This is a genomic window from Candidatus Nanopelagicus hibericus (assembly GCF_002288005.1).
In the GTDB taxonomy this organism is placed as follows: Bacteria; Actinomycetota; Actinomycetes; order Nanopelagicales; family Nanopelagicaceae; genus Nanopelagicus; species Nanopelagicus hibericus.
The window spans coordinates 1,205,980-1,223,088 of the sequence record NZ_CP016771.1 but is presented as its reverse complement, the minus strand read 5'-3'; the positions used below and the strand labels follow the sequence as shown (position 1 = coordinate 1,223,088).

The 17,109-nt window shown below is 42.8% G+C and carries 19 protein-coding genes; 11 read left to right on the top strand and 8 right to left on the bottom strand.

Translation table 11 applies throughout. The features are described 5' to 3' along the window. Positions 1-180 precede the first annotated feature (180 nt). The 8 genes from rpmH (at position 181) to B1s21160_RS06275 (ending at position 4,822) form a co-directional block, all read left to right on the top strand. Positions 181-315 (top strand): 50S ribosomal protein L34, encoded by a 135-nt coding sequence (gene rpmH, locus B1s21160_RS06310; RefSeq protein WP_095672866.1) that lies wholly within the window; start codon positions 181-183, stop codon positions 313-315. A 15-nt stretch (positions 316-330) separates the two neighbouring features. Beyond that, positions 331-681 (top strand): ribonuclease P protein component, encoded by a 351-nt coding sequence (gene rnpA / locus B1s21160_RS06305; protein WP_095672865.1) that lies wholly within the window; start codon positions 331-333, stop codon positions 679-681. Next, positions 678-923, top strand: a complete 246-nt coding sequence (gene yidD / locus B1s21160_RS06300) for a membrane protein insertion efficiency factor YidD (RefSeq protein WP_095672864.1) — start codon at positions 678-680, stop codon at positions 921-923. The genes rnpA and yidD overlap by 4 nt, the downstream gene beginning before the upstream one ends. Further along, on the top strand, positions 923-1,825 hold the full coding sequence (gene yidC, locus B1s21160_RS06295; RefSeq protein WP_095672863.1) for a membrane protein insertase YidC: 903 nt from the start codon (positions 923-925) through the stop codon (positions 1,823-1,825). The genes yidD and yidC overlap by 1 nt, the downstream gene beginning before the upstream one ends. A gap of 71 nt (positions 1,826-1,896) precedes the next feature. Next, the gene (locus B1s21160_RS06290) at positions 1,897-2,397 is read left to right on the top strand and encodes a Jag family protein (RefSeq protein ID WP_095672862.1); all 501 of its coding nucleotides are present in this window, start codon (positions 1,897-1,899) and stop codon (positions 2,395-2,397) included. 8 nt (positions 2,398-2,405) lie between these two features. After that, on the top strand, positions 2,406-3,002 hold the full coding sequence (gene rsmG / locus B1s21160_RS06285; RefSeq protein WP_095672861.1) for a 16S rRNA (guanine(527)-N(7))-methyltransferase RsmG: 597 nt from the start codon (positions 2,406-2,408) through the stop codon (positions 3,000-3,002). Between the two features lie 9 nt (positions 3,003-3,011). Continuing rightward, on the top strand, positions 3,012-3,941 hold the full coding sequence (locus B1s21160_RS06280) for a ParA family protein (RefSeq protein ID WP_095672860.1): 930 nt from the start codon (positions 3,012-3,014) through the stop codon (positions 3,939-3,941). Then, a complete protein-coding gene (locus tag B1s21160_RS06275) occupies positions 3,941-4,822 on the top strand; it encodes a ParB/RepB/Spo0J family partition protein (RefSeq protein WP_095672859.1) in 882 nt (293 codons plus the stop codon). The genes B1s21160_RS06280 and B1s21160_RS06275 overlap by 1 nt, the downstream gene beginning before the upstream one ends. On the opposite strand, the gene B1s21160_RS06270 is transcribed toward B1s21160_RS06275, so the two are convergent. Genes B1s21160_RS06270 through B1s21160_RS06240 form a run of 7 tightly spaced genes read right to left on the bottom strand, consistent with a single transcriptional unit; the run spans position 4,819 to position 11,914 of the window. Continuing rightward, positions 4,819-6,102 (bottom strand): aminotransferase-like domain-containing protein, encoded by a 1,284-nt coding sequence (locus B1s21160_RS06270; protein ID WP_095672858.1) that lies wholly within the window; start codon positions 6,100-6,102, stop codon positions 4,819-4,821. The genes B1s21160_RS06275 and B1s21160_RS06270 overlap by 4 nt on opposite strands. A gap of 36 nt (positions 6,103-6,138) precedes the next feature. Then, entirely contained in the window at positions 6,139-7,269 is a 1,131-nt protein-coding gene (locus B1s21160_RS06265) for an N-acetylmuramoyl-L-alanine amidase (protein ID WP_095672857.1), read from the bottom strand. A gap of 25 nt (positions 7,270-7,294) precedes the next feature. Beyond that, complete coding sequence (gene trxA / locus B1s21160_RS06260; RefSeq protein WP_095672856.1) at positions 7,295-7,618, bottom strand: thioredoxin; 324 nt, start codon at positions 7,616-7,618, stop codon at positions 7,295-7,297. A 60-nt stretch (positions 7,619-7,678) separates the two neighbouring features. Beyond that, positions 7,679-8,608 carry a thioredoxin-disulfide reductase gene (gene trxB, locus B1s21160_RS06255; RefSeq protein WP_095672855.1) on the bottom strand — a complete coding sequence of 310 codons (930 nt, stop codon included), beginning with the start codon at positions 8,606-8,608 and terminating at the stop codon, positions 7,679-7,681. A gap of 10 nt (positions 8,609-8,618) precedes the next feature. Further along, on the bottom strand, positions 8,619-10,211 hold the full coding sequence (gene murJ, locus B1s21160_RS06250) for a murein biosynthesis integral membrane protein MurJ (protein WP_095672854.1): 1,593 nt from the start codon (positions 10,209-10,211) through the stop codon (positions 8,619-8,621). Next, positions 10,212-11,324 carry a DUF6049 family protein gene (locus B1s21160_RS06245; protein ID WP_095672853.1) on the bottom strand — a complete coding sequence of 371 codons (1,113 nt, stop codon included), beginning with the start codon at positions 11,322-11,324 and terminating at the stop codon, positions 10,212-10,214. Next, positions 11,321-11,914: an NUDIX hydrolase gene (locus B1s21160_RS06240; RefSeq protein ID WP_095672852.1), complete on the bottom strand. Its 594-nt coding sequence runs from the start codon at positions 11,912-11,914 to the stop codon at positions 11,321-11,323. Before B1s21160_RS06240 ends, B1s21160_RS06245 begins: the two co-directional genes overlap by 4 nt. 86 nt (positions 11,915-12,000) lie before the next feature. On the opposite strand from B1s21160_RS06240, the gene B1s21160_RS06235 reads away from it, so the two are divergent. Beyond that, the gene (locus B1s21160_RS06235) at positions 12,001-13,434 is read left to right on the top strand and encodes a CCA tRNA nucleotidyltransferase (RefSeq protein WP_095672851.1); all 1,434 of its coding nucleotides are present in this window, start codon (positions 12,001-12,003) and stop codon (positions 13,432-13,434) included. On the opposite strand, the gene B1s21160_RS06230 is transcribed toward B1s21160_RS06235, so the two are convergent. Continuing rightward, positions 13,409-14,677 (bottom strand): MFS transporter, encoded by a 1,269-nt coding sequence (locus B1s21160_RS06230; protein ID WP_095672850.1) that lies wholly within the window; start codon positions 14,675-14,677, stop codon positions 13,409-13,411. The two genes, B1s21160_RS06235 and B1s21160_RS06230, sit on opposite strands and share 26 nt — an antisense overlap. 43 nt (positions 14,678-14,720) lie before the next feature. Here B1s21160_RS06230 and B1s21160_RS06225 point away from each other — a divergent pair, with 43 nt between their 5' ends. Further along, the gene (locus B1s21160_RS06225) at positions 14,721-15,134 is read left to right on the top strand and encodes a DUF5318 family protein (RefSeq protein ID WP_095672849.1); all 414 of its coding nucleotides are present in this window, start codon (positions 14,721-14,723) and stop codon (positions 15,132-15,134) included. A gap of 15 nt (positions 15,135-15,149) precedes the next feature. Next, complete coding sequence (locus B1s21160_RS06220) at positions 15,150-17,108, top strand: transglycosylase domain-containing protein (RefSeq protein WP_095672848.1); 1,959 nt, start codon at positions 15,150-15,152, stop codon at positions 17,106-17,108. Position 17,109 lies beyond the last annotated feature (1 nt).

Here is a 17,109-nt window from a genome sequence, read left to right as displayed (position 1 = left end):
AGGGCAAGCACTCAGGAATGCAAGTGGTTATCCACAAATCAACCTACTCACCACTAGGAGCTAAAGGGGTAAAAAGAGGGTATTGGGACGGTTTGACCCACCTTCCGCCCAACCCTTACCCTTACCACCCATACCGCTGTGGCCCTTAAACGGGTGAATCAATAATTTTAGGAGAGATTTATGAAGCGCACCTTCCAGCCCAATGTTCGCAAACGGGCTAAAAAACATGGTTTCCGTGCCCGCATGGCCACTCGTGGCGGCAGAGCTGTTTTATCGGCTCGTCGCGCAAAAGGCCGCGCCAAAATCTCTGCCTAATTAAACACACCAAACGTGTTACCTAAAACTAACCGGCTGCGGGGTGGGGCGGATTTTAGCCGCATTACCAAAACTGGCATCAGAATCACAGGTGAAAATCTAGTCATCTACGCAGCCTTAGCTGGCGATGGTGATCCCCAAATTGGTTTTATAGTCAACAGATCAGTTGGCACATCAGTCACAAGGCATCTAGTGAGTAGAAAATTACGACACAACTTTGCAAACAAAATCCCTTCCCTACCAAAGAAAACAATGTTGGTGGTGCGGGTATTAAGAAAACAAAATGATTACACCAGTGAGGTGGATCAACTGGTAGAAAAAGTGATAACCAAATTAAGCAACCAAAACAACCAGGCACAAAAATGAAGCAATTATTTTTACTTCCTATTATTGGCTATCAAAAATTTATATCACCACTTTTCACACCACGCTGTAAGTACTACCCATCCTGCTCAAACTACGCCGAGTTAGCAATCTCTGAGTTTGGTATTAAAGGCTTCTTCATGGCGATCTGGCGACTGATTCGCTGCAATCCATTTTCGCACGGTGGAGTAGATTACCCATCAAAGGCTGCGGTGTTAAAAATTAAAGAAAGGCAGGATGCCTAATGGATATCATCCTAAACCCCTTATATAACGCTGTTTCTTGGGTGTTAGTCACCTTCCACGATCTCCTAAGTTTTACCAATAATGGCGATCTGCAATGGTCGGTGGGAATTATTGCGCTGGTAATTTTAATTCGAATTATTTTAATTCCGCTGTTTGTAAAACAGATTAAATCGCAACGGGCGTTGACCGCTCTATCACCACATATGAAGGCGATCCAAAAAAAGTATAAGGATGATCGACAAAAACAATCTGAAGAGTTGATGAAGCTTTATAAAGAGCACAAGACAAATCCACTCGCCTCCTGTTTTCCTATTTTGGCACAAGCCCCAATATTTTTCGCTCTCTTTTGGGTATTAAACAGCATCAGTCAAAATCAACCACGCGGTCTATTAAAGGGTGAGTATCTAGTATCAGCTAGAGAGGCGAGTTTTTTTGGCGCCCCACTCTCCTCTACATTTCTAGGATCAACCGACACCGCCACAAAAGCGATTGCAATCTTCTTAATTGTGTTTATGTCCGCCACCACCTTCACTACCCAACGACAGTTGATGGTGAAAGGAATGCCAAAGATGGACTCTTCAAACAATATGATGCTGCAACAGCAAAAAATTATGCTGTATTTATTTCCAATTATTTTTGCAGTAACCGGAGTTAACTTTCCAATTGGAGTTTTAATTTACTGGTCAACTACAAACCTGTGGACCTGGGGTCAGCAGTACTATGTAATTAAGCGAAACCCAACACCAGGCTCTCCTGCTTATGAGGAGTTGCAAAAGAAAAGGGCTGCCAAAGGATTACTTGATGAAAAAACTGAGGATCAAGGCGGAACCACCATTTTGGAAAATCCACCAGAGCAGGGTGGCCAAAGAAAGCAACCAAAACGAAAGAAAAGACGGCGTTAAAAAAAACAGTACAAATCATTACAAACAGGTAGAAAACCATCAAATAGTATAAATACCATCTTGGAGGAAAAATGAGTGAAGTAAAAACAGATGAGGTTGTAGAGAAAAAGAGCCTACTCGCCCAACTTGAAGAGGAGGGTGATGTTGCTGCTGATTACCTTGAAGGGCTGCTAGATATTGCAGATCTTGATGGGGATATTGATATTGATGTGGAAAATGACCGAGCATCCCTAGCGATAGCGGGCGGAAAACTTAGCCACCTAGTTGGTGAGCGAGGTGAGGTTCTAGATTCAATTCAAGAGCTAACCAGACTTGCAGTTCAAACCTCTTTGGGTGAACGAAGCAGATTGATGCTAGATATCGACAACTTTAGAGGGGATAAGAAAACTGAGTTGGCGCAGTTGGCGAAGGAGACTGCAGTGGAGGTCAAATCCTCGGGTGAGTCGATCAAACTGCGACCAATGAACGCCTTTGAACGAAAGGTTGTCCATGACACTATTCAGGAGTTGGGCCTAACAAGTGAATCTGAGGGTGAAGACCCAGATCGCTGTGTGGTAGTACTTCCCGCCTAAAGTTTCACGTGAAACCAAGCGCTGAGCTACTCGCCTACTTTAAAGGCGGGTCAGATCAGATCCAGGCCTACGCCCAGATCCTAAAAACCACTGGAATCGAGCGTGGCTTAATCGGCCCCAAAGAGGGGGATCGGATCTGGCAGCGCCATATCGCCAACTGCCTTCCTATTACCACCTTAATCCCACAAGGGGTGCGGGTGGCAGATATCGGTTCAGGAGCTGGCCTTCCTGGAATCGTGATCGCACTGGCTCGGCCAGATTTAAAGGTCACCTTAATTGAGCCGCTACAACGGCGGGTTGATTTCTTAAATGAGGTCATTTCAGAGCTTCACCTGCCGGTTGAGGTAATCAGGGGCAGGGCAGAGATAGTTAAAAAGCAGTTTGAGGTGGTCACCGCCAGGGCGGTCGCCCCATTAGAAAAATTGATGCAGATCTCTTGGCAGATGATTCCAAGAGGTGGCTGCCTGTTGGCGATCAAAGGGGAGCAGGCGGGGGTAGAGATGAGCTCCACTAAATTAAAAAAGGGTGCAACCGCCAAACTTCATCAGATATCACTACCTAATCTGCCTGTGGCAAGGGTGGTCTGCATAACCAAAGGTGCTTAACTTCCCCCCATGAGGGAAGATGATGTTTCATATGAAACAAATACCGCTGTGCCAGCTGCCCAAAACAGACCAGGAGCACCGGTTGGAGTCAGACGGCTTAAAGAGCCGATGGTCGCCCCATTAAAGACTCGAATCTTCACAGTTGCCAATCAAAAGGGCGGGGTTGGAAAAACCACAACCGCAGTAAATCTGGCAGCAGCCCTTTCTATGGGTGGGCTAAAGGTATTAGTAGTTGATTTAGATCCGCAAGGAAATGCCTCAACCGCATTTGGCTTGGACCGAGATAATTTGGCTGGAATTTATGATGTTTTAATTAATGATCTACCAATGAGTGAGTGCGTAGTAAAGGTTGCAAACTTCCCTCACCTAGAGGCAGTCGCTGCCAATTCAGATTTAGCCGGGGCTGAAATACAACTTGTGCCCGCTGTCGCTAGAGAGTTTAGATTACAAACTGCGCTACAAAGTTTTTTAGCAGCTAAACAAAATGCCGGCCAACGATTTGATTATGTCTTTATTGATTGTCCACCCAGTTTAGGTTTATTAACAATTAATGCACTCACCGCAGCTGATGAGGTGTTAGTGCCAATTCAATGCGAGTACTACTCACTTGAGGGTCTTTCATTACTGCTTGAAACATTAGGTGAAGTACAGAAACGATTAAATCAAAAGATCACCTTAACCACCATAGTCCTAACTATGTTTGATGGCAGAACCAGGCTTGCAAATGATGTGGCAGATAATGTTAAAAAACATTTTCCAGATGAATTGATTAATACCCCAATACCAAGAGCGGTGCGGATCTCAGAGGCACCATCTTTTGGTCAAACCGTAATGACATATGACGCAGCATCTCCTGGCGCCATTGCATATTTAGCGGTGGCACGAGAGATCTCAAATCGTGGTGGGGCACCAATTAATATTAAAAATGAGAGCGCATAATGAACGCGCGCAAAGGTGGTTTAGGCAGAGGATTAGATGCGTTAATTCCCGCTGCAGTAATGCCAACAGAGATCAAAACACCAACTGGTGTAATTACCGCCAATCGAGATGAGATTGATTTAAATAATATTAATGCGAACCCAAAACAACCTAGAACTGTATTTGATGAGGATCAATTAACAGAGCTTGCATTATCAATAAAAGAGGTTGGTTTATTACAACCACCAGTTGTTAGATCAGTTGGAAATGGTAAGTATCAATTAATTATGGGTGAGCGCAGATTTCGCGCCGCCAAACTTGCTGGCTTAAAAAGCATCCCAGTAATAATTAGACAAACCAGTGATGATCAATTACTACGTGAAGCGTTGGTAGAAAATATTCACCGCAGTCAACTTAATCCACTAGAAGAAGGGGCGGCGTATCAACAATTATTATCTGATTTTAATTACACCCATGATGAGTTGGCGGTGAAATTAAGCAAATCTCGCCCAGCCATTACCAACACTATGCGTTTACTTAATTTGCCACCCTCTGTGCAACGAAAGGTGGCGGCAGGTGTTATCTCAGCAGGTCATGCCAGGGCGCTCTTATCACTTACAGATGAAAAAGAGATTGAGAATTTAGCCAATCGAATTGTGGCAGAGGGATTAACAGTTAGAGCGGTGGAGGAGATTGTGGCAACAGGTGGGGCAAAGGTGAAGGGTGGATCACTTAGGGGCGGCAAATTACTCTCACCAAAATTAAAAGAGATTTCAGATCAACTATCTGATTACCTAGATACTAGGGTGCATGTTGAGCTGGGAAAGAAAAAAGGCAAGATTGTGATTGAGTTTGCAACGGTGGAGGATTTAGAGCGGATAAATAAGGTAATTAAAGATTAATTAATCTGGCGAGCTTGCATCTCAGTACTTATCACCCCAGCCAAGGATTTAATTCCTTCAGTAATTCTTTCAACCGTTGGGTAGCAGTAGGAGATACGAAGTGACCAGGAGCCAAAGCCATCTGCATAAAATGCGGTTCCAGGCACATACGCCACCTTGGCAGCGATTGCCTTTGGCATAAGCGCGTTGGTATCAATCTCAGGTGGCAGGGTAATCCAAATATAAAAACCACCAGCTGGTTTAGTCCAGGTAGCACTCTTAGGGAAGTACTTATCTAGCGCAGAAAGAGCGGCATCACGGCGTTCCTTATATAGTTTTGCAAAACTTGTGATCTGATCTCGCCAAGGTTGGTTTGCTAAGTAGCTAGAAATTACCAACTGGGTGAAGTTTGATGGGCAGAGAATTGATGATTCAGATGCAATTACCATCTTATCTTTCAAAGATTGAGGCACTAACGCCCAACCAACTCGCAGACCTGGCGCAATAGTTTTTGAAAAGGTTCCTAAGTAAATAACATTCTCTGAATCACTTGCCCGCATTGCATTTGGGGAGGGTTTGTCAAAACCTAACAAGCCATATGGATTATCTTCAACAATAAATATGCCCTCTTGTCGGCAGATATCTAATATCTCAGTACGTCTATCAGCTGGGAGCAGTACCCCAGCAGGGTTTTGGTAATTTGGAATTAGGTATAAAAACTTTATTTTTCGCCCTGCTGCTTTAGTAGTTTTGATTGCATCCCGTAATGCTTGCGGAATTAAACCATCTTGATCCATATTGATATGCACCACTGCGGCCTCATACTGTTTGAAGGTGCCAAGGGCGCCAACATAGGAGGGTGCTTCAACTAAAACCACATCACCTGGATCAATAAATATTCGAGAGATTAGATCAAGTGCTTGTTGGGAGCCGGTAGTAATAATTACATCATCAGGGTGGGCTTTAATTCCTTCAAGTGCCATCACATCACAGATCTGCTCGCGCAATCTGGGATGGCCTTGACCATTTCCATATTGCAACGCCTCGGCGCCATTTTCACTAATTAGTTTTTCAGTAACTGAGGCCATCATCTGCATCGGTAAGGCAGAGAGATTTGGCATACCACCTGCGAGGGAGACAATCTCTGGTCTACTCGCTACCGCAAATAGGGATCTAATCTCACTTGCCTGCATACCAAGTGCTCGATGGGCAAATCGTTCCGGCAAATTCTCCGGCTCACCAGTTCGCACTCGCTCCAGAGAGTCAGCTTTAACAACTTTAAATTTTCTGCCTGAATCCATTAACCAAGTTTGCCATAGGTGAGTGCTTTAATAAAACTAGTTTCGAAGTCCTGCTCTTCTTAGATCAGAGATTTTCAATGTTCCAGTCTTGGCATCATCCTCTTGTGAGAGATAAAGCCGCTGAATCGCCACAATCATCGCCTCCGCAAGTGTGTCTCGAAAGGTTGGGGTGGCTAACCGCTTGGCATCTTTTGGATTAGAAAGATATCCCAAATCTATTCTGACGGTTGGTGCTTGGGTTAAACGAAGTAAATCCCAGCTTTTTCCATGGGTACGACAATTTAATAAATCAGTCCGAGCGCATATCTCTCGTTGCAACAAGTTAGCAAATCTTTCACCAACTACAGATCTGACTCCTTGATCATCTCGGCCATAGTAATAAGTTGCTACCCCATTGGCATTTTCATTTTTATAAGTATCAACCTTTAATGCAATCACCAAATCTGCATTTACTGAGTTAGCAATTTGAATACGATCTTTTTCTAATGGTGAATTTTTAGCACTTCTAGTCAAAACTACATTAACCCCAAGTGCGATTAATCTTCCCTCTAATCTTTGCGCCAAATCAAAAACTACCTCTGCTTCAACTACACCATTTTGACTCTCACCAGTGAACTCACCACCCCAACTTGGATCTAACACAATCACCTTATTTGCTAATGCTGGTGAGCGAACTGCATGTTTAACACTCTCCCGTAACGCACTTGGCGCACCACCAGAGACAGTTTTCACCAAGCGCATTAATGCAATCAAAGTTACTGGCCCACATTTGCCATCGGCGAGGATTCCAACAGATTTTTGAAACTCTTTTACCGCCATTTCGGTATTCGCACCATAAATACCATCTACCTTGCCACAATTAAAACCCATTTGAATCAGGCGATCCTGCAAATTACTTACATCATCCCCACGCATTAAAGCCGCTAGATTAAATACCAAAACTCGATCACCAAGTTTAAATCTTGCCTCCTCCAATACTCTGGCGGTGATTTCATTTATAACTCCAGTTGCAGTCAACCCTCTAGCCTGTTGGAAAGCTTTAATGCCTTGAGTGAGTTTTTCATCAAAAATATCAGCGGGTGAGGAGAGAAAACCTAATCTAGTTAAGGTGTTGGCGATTAACCCAATCGCATTTGAGCGATCTCCTAACTTTGGTTGATCGCTCATAAGTTCTTAATTAATTTATTAAATATTACTTAATATAACTTTCAAGATCTTTAAGTAATGCTGGCTTTGGTTTAGCACCAACAATAGTTTTTACTACCTCACCATTCACAAATACATTCATGGTGGGGATGGATGAGATGCCGTATTTCATAGCAATAGCGCCCTCTTCATCGGTATTTAACTTAACAATCTTTAACTTAGCACCATACTCATTGGAGATCTCCTCCAAAATTGGGCCAACTGCCCGGCAGGGACCACACCACTCTGCCCAAAAATCTACCAATACTGGGGTTGTACTTTTTAAAACAACTGACTCAAAATCAGCTGTGGTTACCTTTGATGTTGCCATTTTTCTCACCATTTCTCATCTTGTTAGTTATCTGCTTATCCTACTTTTAAATCTTTAAAATTAATGCCCAGATAAAAATCGCTCGGCATCCAAGGCTGCCTGGCAGCCGGTGCCAGCAGCGGTAATCGCCTGGCGGTAGGTGAAGTCAACTAGATCGCCACAGGCAAAAACCCCAGGTATTTTAGTTTTAGTACTTCGCCCCTCCACCTGCACATACCCATCAGCATTTAACTCTACCTGGCCTACAAGCAGCTCACTTCTAGGCAGATGTCCAATTGCTACAAATAATCCAGTGAAATCCTTAATCTCTTCTTTGCCAGTTACGGTATTTTTTAATTTAAGGCCGGAGACTTTTTCCTCCCCTAAGACATCAATTACTTCATGGTTAAATAAAAACTCAATCTTTGGATTTTTCTCCGCCCGCTCAATCATTATTTTTGAGGCACGAAATTTATCCCGGCGGTGAATTAAAACTACCTTGCTAGCAAATTTAGTTAGGAAATTTGCCTCCTCCATTGCTGAGTCACCACCACCAACAACTGCAATTACCTGATCTCTAAAAAAGAAGCCATCACAGGTAGCACACCAGGAAACTCCCCGACCAGATAACCGTTTTTCATTTGGCAATCCAATTTCTTTATAAGCAGAGCCCATTGCCAAAATTACTGATTTGGCTTTTACGGTGTTTCCAGATCCATCTGTTAATTCTTTTATCTCACCATTTAATTTCATAGCGACAATATCATCGGTAATAATTTTGGCATCAAATCGCTCAACTTGTTTGCGCATCGATTCCATCAACTCAGGTCCCATAACACCAGTGGCAAAACCTGGAAAGTTTTCTACCTCAGTGGTGTTCATTAACGCACCACCTGCAGTAACAGAGCCTTCATAAATAATTGGTTTTAATTGTGCTCGGCCAGCATAAATTGCTGCGGTGTACCCAGCAGGACCAGAGCCGACAATTACTACCTGATTGATATCACTCACGGAGATCAGCCTATTCCTTTCTTGCCTTAATCATTTTCACCAAATATGTGACCTCGGGCATTTTGAGCAACCTTAAGATGAATAAATAGAAAGCAGCGGATACCAAAACAACAAGTAATAGGTAGATTAAATTCCCACCAGGTAATTGATACCTAAGCGCCCAAATCGGTGCTAAAGACAGCGAAAAGATTAAAAACAGCTTGAGGTAAAAAACGGCAATACTAAAAACTGGCAGATCAATGTTATGACGCTTTATTAGGTAAAAGGAGATAGCGGTGCCAATAAAGTAATGAACAGTGAAAATCGCGGCTAAGCCAACAGTTACCCATTTTGGCTCCAAATACACCGCAGCTGCCATTGATAGAACCACTGAAATAATATTCATAATCAAGTTACCAATAACCTGTGACCTTAAATTTTCAAAGGCATTTAAACCGCGGAGTAAAACTAGATTAATACTTACTGGGATCAAACCTAATGCAAAGGCGGATAAGGTCAGACCCAGGTAATTTGCATCATCGGTTGAGATACCAAAGTACAAAACCTTTGAAATAACCTCACCAAAAACCAAAAATAACAACGCCGCCGGTACGGTAAATATCCCAATTAATCGCATTGCCATATTCATCGCGGATGTAATCTCACCCTGTTTTTTATCAATCACTAAATTAGAAAGTCTTGGCAGTAGCGCAGTCACAATCGATAGTGTGATTATTGAGTGCGGCAGGATTAAAATCAAATAAGCATTGGCATAAGGGGTATAACCGACACCGGTAGCAACTCCACCGGCTGCTGATCTAACCGCAGCGGTGGTGGCAATATTTATCGTGACTAGGTAAGAAAGTTGAGATATCAGCGCGTAAAGAAAACTCCAACCAGCTAACTTAAATGATTTAATAATCTGGGTATTTCGCCAATTGAAATTAAGTGAAAGCTTGACACCACTTTTTATTATCACTGGAAAAAGAATTAGGGCTTGGGCTATATATCCAGCAGTTGTTCCTAGGCCGAGCCAGAGCAGATCGCTGGTGGTAATACTTTCCACCGCTAAATCTGGGTTATTTCTTAATAAAAATGTAAAAAGCGTGATTGCGATTAGGTTATTAATCACCGGCGCCCACATCATTGGGCCAAACTTGCCTTTGGCATTGGCAATCTGGCCAAGGAGTGCGAATAAACCAAGGAAAAATATCTGTGGCAGGCAGTACCTCATTAAGGTAACGGTGATATCAAACTCAGCTCTACCTGAGTACTCAGGTGCATAAATATTGACAATTTGTGGTGCGAGTAAGAGCCCAATAGTGGTTAACAAAAACAAAAAGGTGACGGTCACGGTGAATAACCGTGAGATAAATGCTGACCCACCATCAGAATCTCTAAGTGATCTAACAATCTGTGGCACAAACACTGCAGTTAACGCACCACCAACTAATAAGTTATACAAAATATTTGGCATGGTATTTGCCACGTTATAGGTGTCACCTAGTAGCGCAGTACCAAGTAAGGCAACTAAAAGTAAATTTCTTATTAAGCCAGTAACTCTAGAAAATATTGTGCCAGCCGCCATAACTGAGGAGGCGCGAAGCAGGGACTCATCCGACATTTATCTCCCCCGTCTGACTCTTCGAAGGCTTTGCACCAGCGCTGCGATAAACAAAAGTACCGCAGCACCAGAGGTTATCCAGGTGGCAACTGGGCTAATTACTGAAAGTTTTAAGTTTATATCTACCGGGTAACCAACAGGTTTATTATCCAAGTTAGTTAATTGGGCCAGTAGTGATGATTGACCGGTAGCCAATACTTCAACCGGCAGAAAAACCTGCTGTTTTGAATTTCCTGCAATTTTGATTTGCTCAACTGGGGTCACTATTACCTTACTATTTACTGCTCTAACACTTAGTTTCAAATTAATCGCAGACTCAAAATTATTTACCAATGTGATTGGCAGCTCCTCGTTTGAAGAGGTGATAGTAAATTTAGTTTTAGAGATTTTAAGTTTATTACGCAGTTGAATAATTGATTTATCTAAATCTTTAATCAGATCTTGTAATAGATCTTTTTCAATATTTGGATTTAACAGTTGGCTAATACGTAATTGGTAATTCAACAACTCTTTTTGGTCAACAAGGGTGCTAAATAATTCAATTTGGCGCTGGGCGTACTTTAGAAAGTTGATATTTTGTTTGCTTAAACCTTGTTTTTCACCATTTTGAAAAGCACTTTGGGTGGTGGCTTTGCCAAGCACACCCTCCAACGAGATCTTGCCACTGGCATTTATATATGTAATTTGGTTTTCAAGCAGCTGATCCACCCAATACCGAGATGGGTTGCCATAAGTTAGTACCGATATCTTTTCAGAGCGAGACACTTTTAAAAATTGCACCAGCCATGCCTTAGCAACATCCTGCCCATTGATTTGGGCGTCCTTGATTTCCCAACCATCTGAAATTACATAACCGTTACTCATTGCCACAATCTCCGAGATTGTGGCTGGATCAACCAACCAACTTCTTGCGCCTCTAATTGGTGCGTAAATAAGTAAACCTAACTCCCCGGTCGGAGCAAGTTTTGCAGCTAACTCATCATCAAAGAAGACACCATCAGCTAGGCGATGGGTTGGCTCGGTAATAACTATCTCTTGCACCGCTTGTGCTGGAGTAGTTAAGAAAGTATTTGAAAGAAATAAAACTAGAAGAAAAGTTAAAACTTTTCTCACGGTGTTAATTTCCCTGATTTTGCAATTAATTTGCGCTCATCGGGGTAGGCCAGTTTGCTGACAATTTCATCAATTGGAAACCAGGCAACATCATCCACCTCAGTTACCTGTGGTGCTAATTTTCCGCCAACTTCAGTAAATAAAAAATGGTGAACCGTTTTATGAATTCGTTTTCCACTTGCCATAAACCAAAAATCAATTACACCCAGCGATCTAGTGATCTCACTTTTAATTCCGGTTTCCTCTGCTACCTCACGTACTGCAGCTTCCTCAGGTGATTCACCACTTTCAATATGTCCTTTTGGAAGTGACCAAAGCAATCTTTCGTGGGAGGCATCCTTTGGATCTAATCTGCCAATCAGCAATCCTTTGGTGCCGGTTTTATCTACAACTAATCCACCAGCACTTACTTCATCAACTCGTTTGGCGTACTTGTTTTTGGCAGAATTTTTTCCACCCTGATTACCCTTGTAATTTTTGCCCTTACCTGAATTATGTTTTTTAGCGGGCTTACCAGAACCACTATTTTGAGCACCTTTGCGGGTACCACTTAAATCCTGATTGCCACCCGCATTATCTGCCGGGGTCATATAGCAAGGATACTGCCTACAAACCCCAGCCCACCCACCTATCTGCGCCTTCGCCTTAACCCGCTCTGCTCTAACCTAGTGCCATCGTGAAACCACCAATTACTGCTGCTGCCCAACTTGCGATCACAACACTTACTAAACAAGCACCAGCGGCAAAAGAGCTAGCGCAACTTTTTAAGCAAGCAGGGTTTCAATTAGCGTTGGTTGGTGGACCAGTAAGAGATGCCATATTAGGCAGACTTGGTAATGATTTAGATTTCACAACAGATGCGCATCCTAAAGAGTGTGAAAAGATTTTAAAGAAATGGGCAGACTCAGTTTGGGATATTGGCGCAGCCTTTGGCACAGTTGCTGGAAAAAAAGCGGAAATAACAGTTGAGATAACAACTTATCGCAGCGAAAGTTATAGCCCAGATTCTCGTAAACCAAATGTTGAGTTTGGTAAAACTATCGAAGGAGATTTAGCTAGGCGAGATTTTACAATTAACGCAATGGCACTTGAATTAACAACTACCGAACCATTATTTATTGATCCATACAACGGCGTGGGTGATCTACAAAATCAAATAATTAAGACGCCAGGTGAAGCCAAGGATTCATTTACCGATGATCCGTTGCGGATGATGCGGGCGGCAAGATTTATGAGTCAACTTAACTTCACGCCAGAGATCAGTTTGGTAGCTGCCATAAAAAGTATGGCTTCTCGGCTAGAGATTATCTCTGCAGAGCGGATCAGGGATGAGTTTATAAAATTAATTATGGGTGATAACCCAAGAGCGGGCTTATCCTTACTTGTCGAGAGTGGCTTGGCAGATTATTTTCTGCCAGAGCTGCCCAAGCTAAAACTTGAGATAGATGAGCACCATCACCATAAGGATGTTTACGAACACTCATTAACGGTTTTAGAGCAAGCAATAGCGCTAGAAGCTCGCCTAGGCGGTGCTAATTTAACCTTACGGCTTGCTGCGCTTTTGCATGATATTGGCAAGCCAAAAACAAAAGCATTGCTGCCAGATGGTGGAGTTTCATTTCACCACCATGAGGTGGTGGGCGCAAGAATGTGTAAAGAGCGCATGAAAAAACTGCGCTTTGATAATCACATTATTAATGATGTCTCTCAATTAGTTTCATTACACCTGCGCTTTCATGGATACGGCAATGGGGAGTGGACCGACTCTGCTGTTCGAAGATATGTCAGAGATGCTGGTGAATTACTTACCCACCTTCATTTATTAACCAGGGCTGATTGCACTACCCGTAATAAAAAGAAGGCAGAGGGGTTAGCTAAAACCTATGATCAATTAGAGGATCGGATAGCGCAATTAATGGAGCAGGAGGAGTTAGATAAAATCCGACCAGATTTATCAGGTGATGAAATAATGAAAATACTAGATATCAAGCCCTCACCCGCCGTTGGGAAAGCTTATGAGTTTTTGCTTGAACTTCGATTAGAGCACGGCCCACTAGGTCAGGAGCGAGCAAAGAAAGAGCTGGTTAATTGGTGGCAGAAGCAAAATTAGCTTTGCGCATTAATACGCTAGCTGCAAAGAGATAGAAGAGTGCCAGCGCAATTGGCAAAATCCAAGTGCGCCCTGAATCTGGCAATAAAAGTGCGGCGCCAATTGCGCCAGCAATAATCCCAGCATTTACGGCAACATCATAAAAAGCAAAAACTCTTCCCCGATACTCATCATTAATCTTTGATTGCACCAGCGCATCATTTGTTACTTTGATTCCTTGCCCACATAAGCCCACCAAAAACGCACTAGCAATCATTGAGAACTCATTTATATTTAATGCATACCCCAACAAAGGCGGAATGCATAAGTACATTAACAATCGCATCCACCTGTGCCTACCAAATTTTAAAACTCCATATGGTGAAATTACTGCGCCAAGTCCAATACCAACTCCGGCGATCGCAAGTGCCACACCAAAACCAGCAAGTCCAGCATCTGGATCAGTAGGATCATTAAATGAGTTGCGCTCAAGTAAGAGAGCCATCAAAGTTAATGCAGTAATTCCACCACGCTGAATACCAACGGATAAAATTCCCCGAAGTGCATCTGAGTGCGCTCTTAATATTTTAAAACCCTCAAATACCTCTTTATACCCTTTCACCTCAACTGGTGTTTCATGGGCGGTAGGTCCGATTTCAAATTTATTTAATCGATAACAACTTAGTGCTGCAATCAAAAAGCCAAGTGAGGCAACTAAAACTACAACTGCATCTGCATCATCTGCATTTATATTTTTACTAAGGAGATTTTTAACAGCAATTCCGATACCACCACCAATTACCACCCAGATAGTGCCACCAGTCACTGCCAGGGCGTTTGCAGCGATTAACTCCTCCCGCTTTACTAACAATGGCAATCCAGCAGATAATCCAGCTAGAATTAATCGGTTGACTCCAAAAGCAAATAACACAAATAAAGTTAAAACTACTCCAGTAGAGCTGTTGTTTATTAGATATGCCACCATTAAAAGGTTCACCGCTCTTAAGTAATTACAATTTCTAATGATTCGCTGCCTAGAAAAGCGGTCTAGGAAAGTCCCAACATATGGCCCAATTAATGAGTAGGGCAGTAAGACAACTGCAAAGGCTAGCGCCGCCGCCATTGCATTGGGTGCTCGTTCAGGTGAGAATAAAACAAAACTAGCTAGAGCTGATTGAAACAGCCCATCAGTTAACTGACCGCTCCAACGGATAGTAAGTATCCGATTTAATCTTGAGCCCTTTGCAACTGGCCAAATTCCCATAGGCACAAGCGTAGTAATTAAATTTAGATTAACCTTGGATCTTATGTTAGCCACGATGCGCGCAACCATTGATTACTCATTAAAGCGCCGCCGCACCTTAATCTCACTTTTTCAAGGGGCAGCAAGCGCTATGGACGCCTGCGATGCTGATCCTTACTTAAGGCGGGCGGCAAAACACCATGGTGAATTAACTAATCGCAGTTGCCCAGTTTGTAAGAAGCTAAAGATTGTCGAGCTTAAGTACGCCTTTGGTGATCAACTCGGTCAATACTCAGGTCGAATTAAGAATCAAGATGAATTAATGCAGATGCAAAGTGAGTATGGTGAGTTTCGCGTCTATGTTGTTGAGATTTGCACCAGTTGTCATTGGAATCACCTGGTGGAATCCTTTTTATTAGGTGATGGAAAGTATCGAAAGCCACCACGAAAGCAGCACACCTTATTAGATGATGATTAAGGGTAATCTTGGCGAGTGAGTAATTTTTTAAAAAAACTTCCCCGGCTTGGGGTATTAGCAGTCGGCTTCTCCTTTGTCGCTGGAGTTTTTTTATTTGGATTTGCCTATTTTACAGTTTCAATTCCAGATCCAAATGCCTATGTAAATAGCCAAGCAACCATTATTCAATATGCAGATGGCAGCGAGATTGGCCGGATCGGCTCTGAGAATAGAACTGTTGTCACCTTAGCTGAAATTCCAATACATGTAAGAAATGCGGTAATGGCGGCAGAGGATAGAAGTTTTTATTCAAACCGAGCAATTAGCCCGATTGCATTAGCAGCTGCGGTCTGGGATAACTTAATTACTTTAGGCAAGGGCCGCGGCGGTTCAACAATCACCCAGCAATATGCCAAGACTGCGTTCTTGACCCCCGAAAGATCCATTCAGCGAAAAGTAAAAGAGTTAGTAATCTCTATAAAACTTGAGAATCAGTTCACCAAAGATGAAATCTTTGAAAATTACTTAAATACTATTTACTTTGGCCGTGGTTCATATGGCGTGCAGACCGCATCCCAAGTTTATTTTGGTACTACGGTAGATAAATTAACAATTGCACAAGCTGCAGTCTTGGCCAGTATTTTGCGTAGTCCAGGACTTTATGACCCAGGGTTTAAGGAAGAGAATCTGCCACGGTTAGAAAATAGATTTAAATATGTAATTGATGGATTAGTTGATGAGGGATGGCTGAGTGAGGAAAAAGCTGCAAAGATTAAATTTCCAATAATTAATCCCAGAGTTACCTCTGGCGCACTGGCTGGACCAAAAGGCTATGTGATCTCTTGGGTGGAGCGAGAGTTGAATCAACTTGGCTTTACCGATGAACAGTTAATGATCGGTGGCTATATTATTAAAACCACATTGGTTAAGAATGCTCAAGAGGCAGCTGTTGCAGCAGTTAGTAAAGAGGCACCGAGTAAAGCGCCAGAGAATCTACATATTGGTTTGGTGGCAGTAAAGCCAGGCACTGGTGAGATTTTGGCGATGTATGGCGGGCAGGATTATTTAAAGTACCAATTCAACGCTGCTACCCAAGGAATTACTTCAGGTGGCTCATCATTTAAAGTTTTCACTTTAGTAGCAGCACTGGAAGAGGGAATTCCACTTTCATCTGTTTGGAATGGTGATACACCAAAGGTTTACGATGATGGAATTGGTAGAGCGTATGTAGTTAATAATTATGGTGAGCAAAGCATGGGTGATATGTCACTGCTCACCGCCATGGAAAAATCTGTCAATACAATCTTCGTGCCACTTGGCATGAAAGCAGGGCTTGAAAAAGTGGTAGATGTTGCACGCCGCGCCGGAGTTCCTGACTCAGTTGAGATGATTGCAGCTCCTTCAGTTTCACTTGGTGCTGCCAGCCCACATGTAATTGATTTAGCAAATGCCTACGCTACCTTTGCAGCGCAAGGTGTTTATGCCAAACCATTTATTATCAACGAAGTACAAGGACCAAATAAGGGCATCTTGTATCAGGGCAGAATTCAAGCCCAAGAGGTATTTAGAAAAGATGTCATGGCAGATCTAACCTACGCCCTAAGCCGAGTAACAACATCGGGAACAGCTGCTGTGGTTGGATCAAGAGTTGATAGACCAACTGCAGGCAAAACTGGAACATCAAATGACAACGCCTCTGCTTGGTTTAATGGTTACACACCAGAGGTAGCAGCATCGGTGGCCTTTTATCGAGATGATGCAACTCAATCTTTAAATGGTATTGGCGGATTAACCTCAGTAACTGGTGGCTCCTTCCCGGCGAGAATCTGGGCAGAGTTTGTAAAAGGTTATTTAAAAAATACGCCAGTGCAAGATTTTCCAGCACCAGCTTATATTGGTGGAACTGAGCCAATTAACCTTATTAATGCAATCCCACAGATGGATCCAGCATTAATTCCACCATCACCCTCACCAACACCTAAGAAAAAGAAGTAAC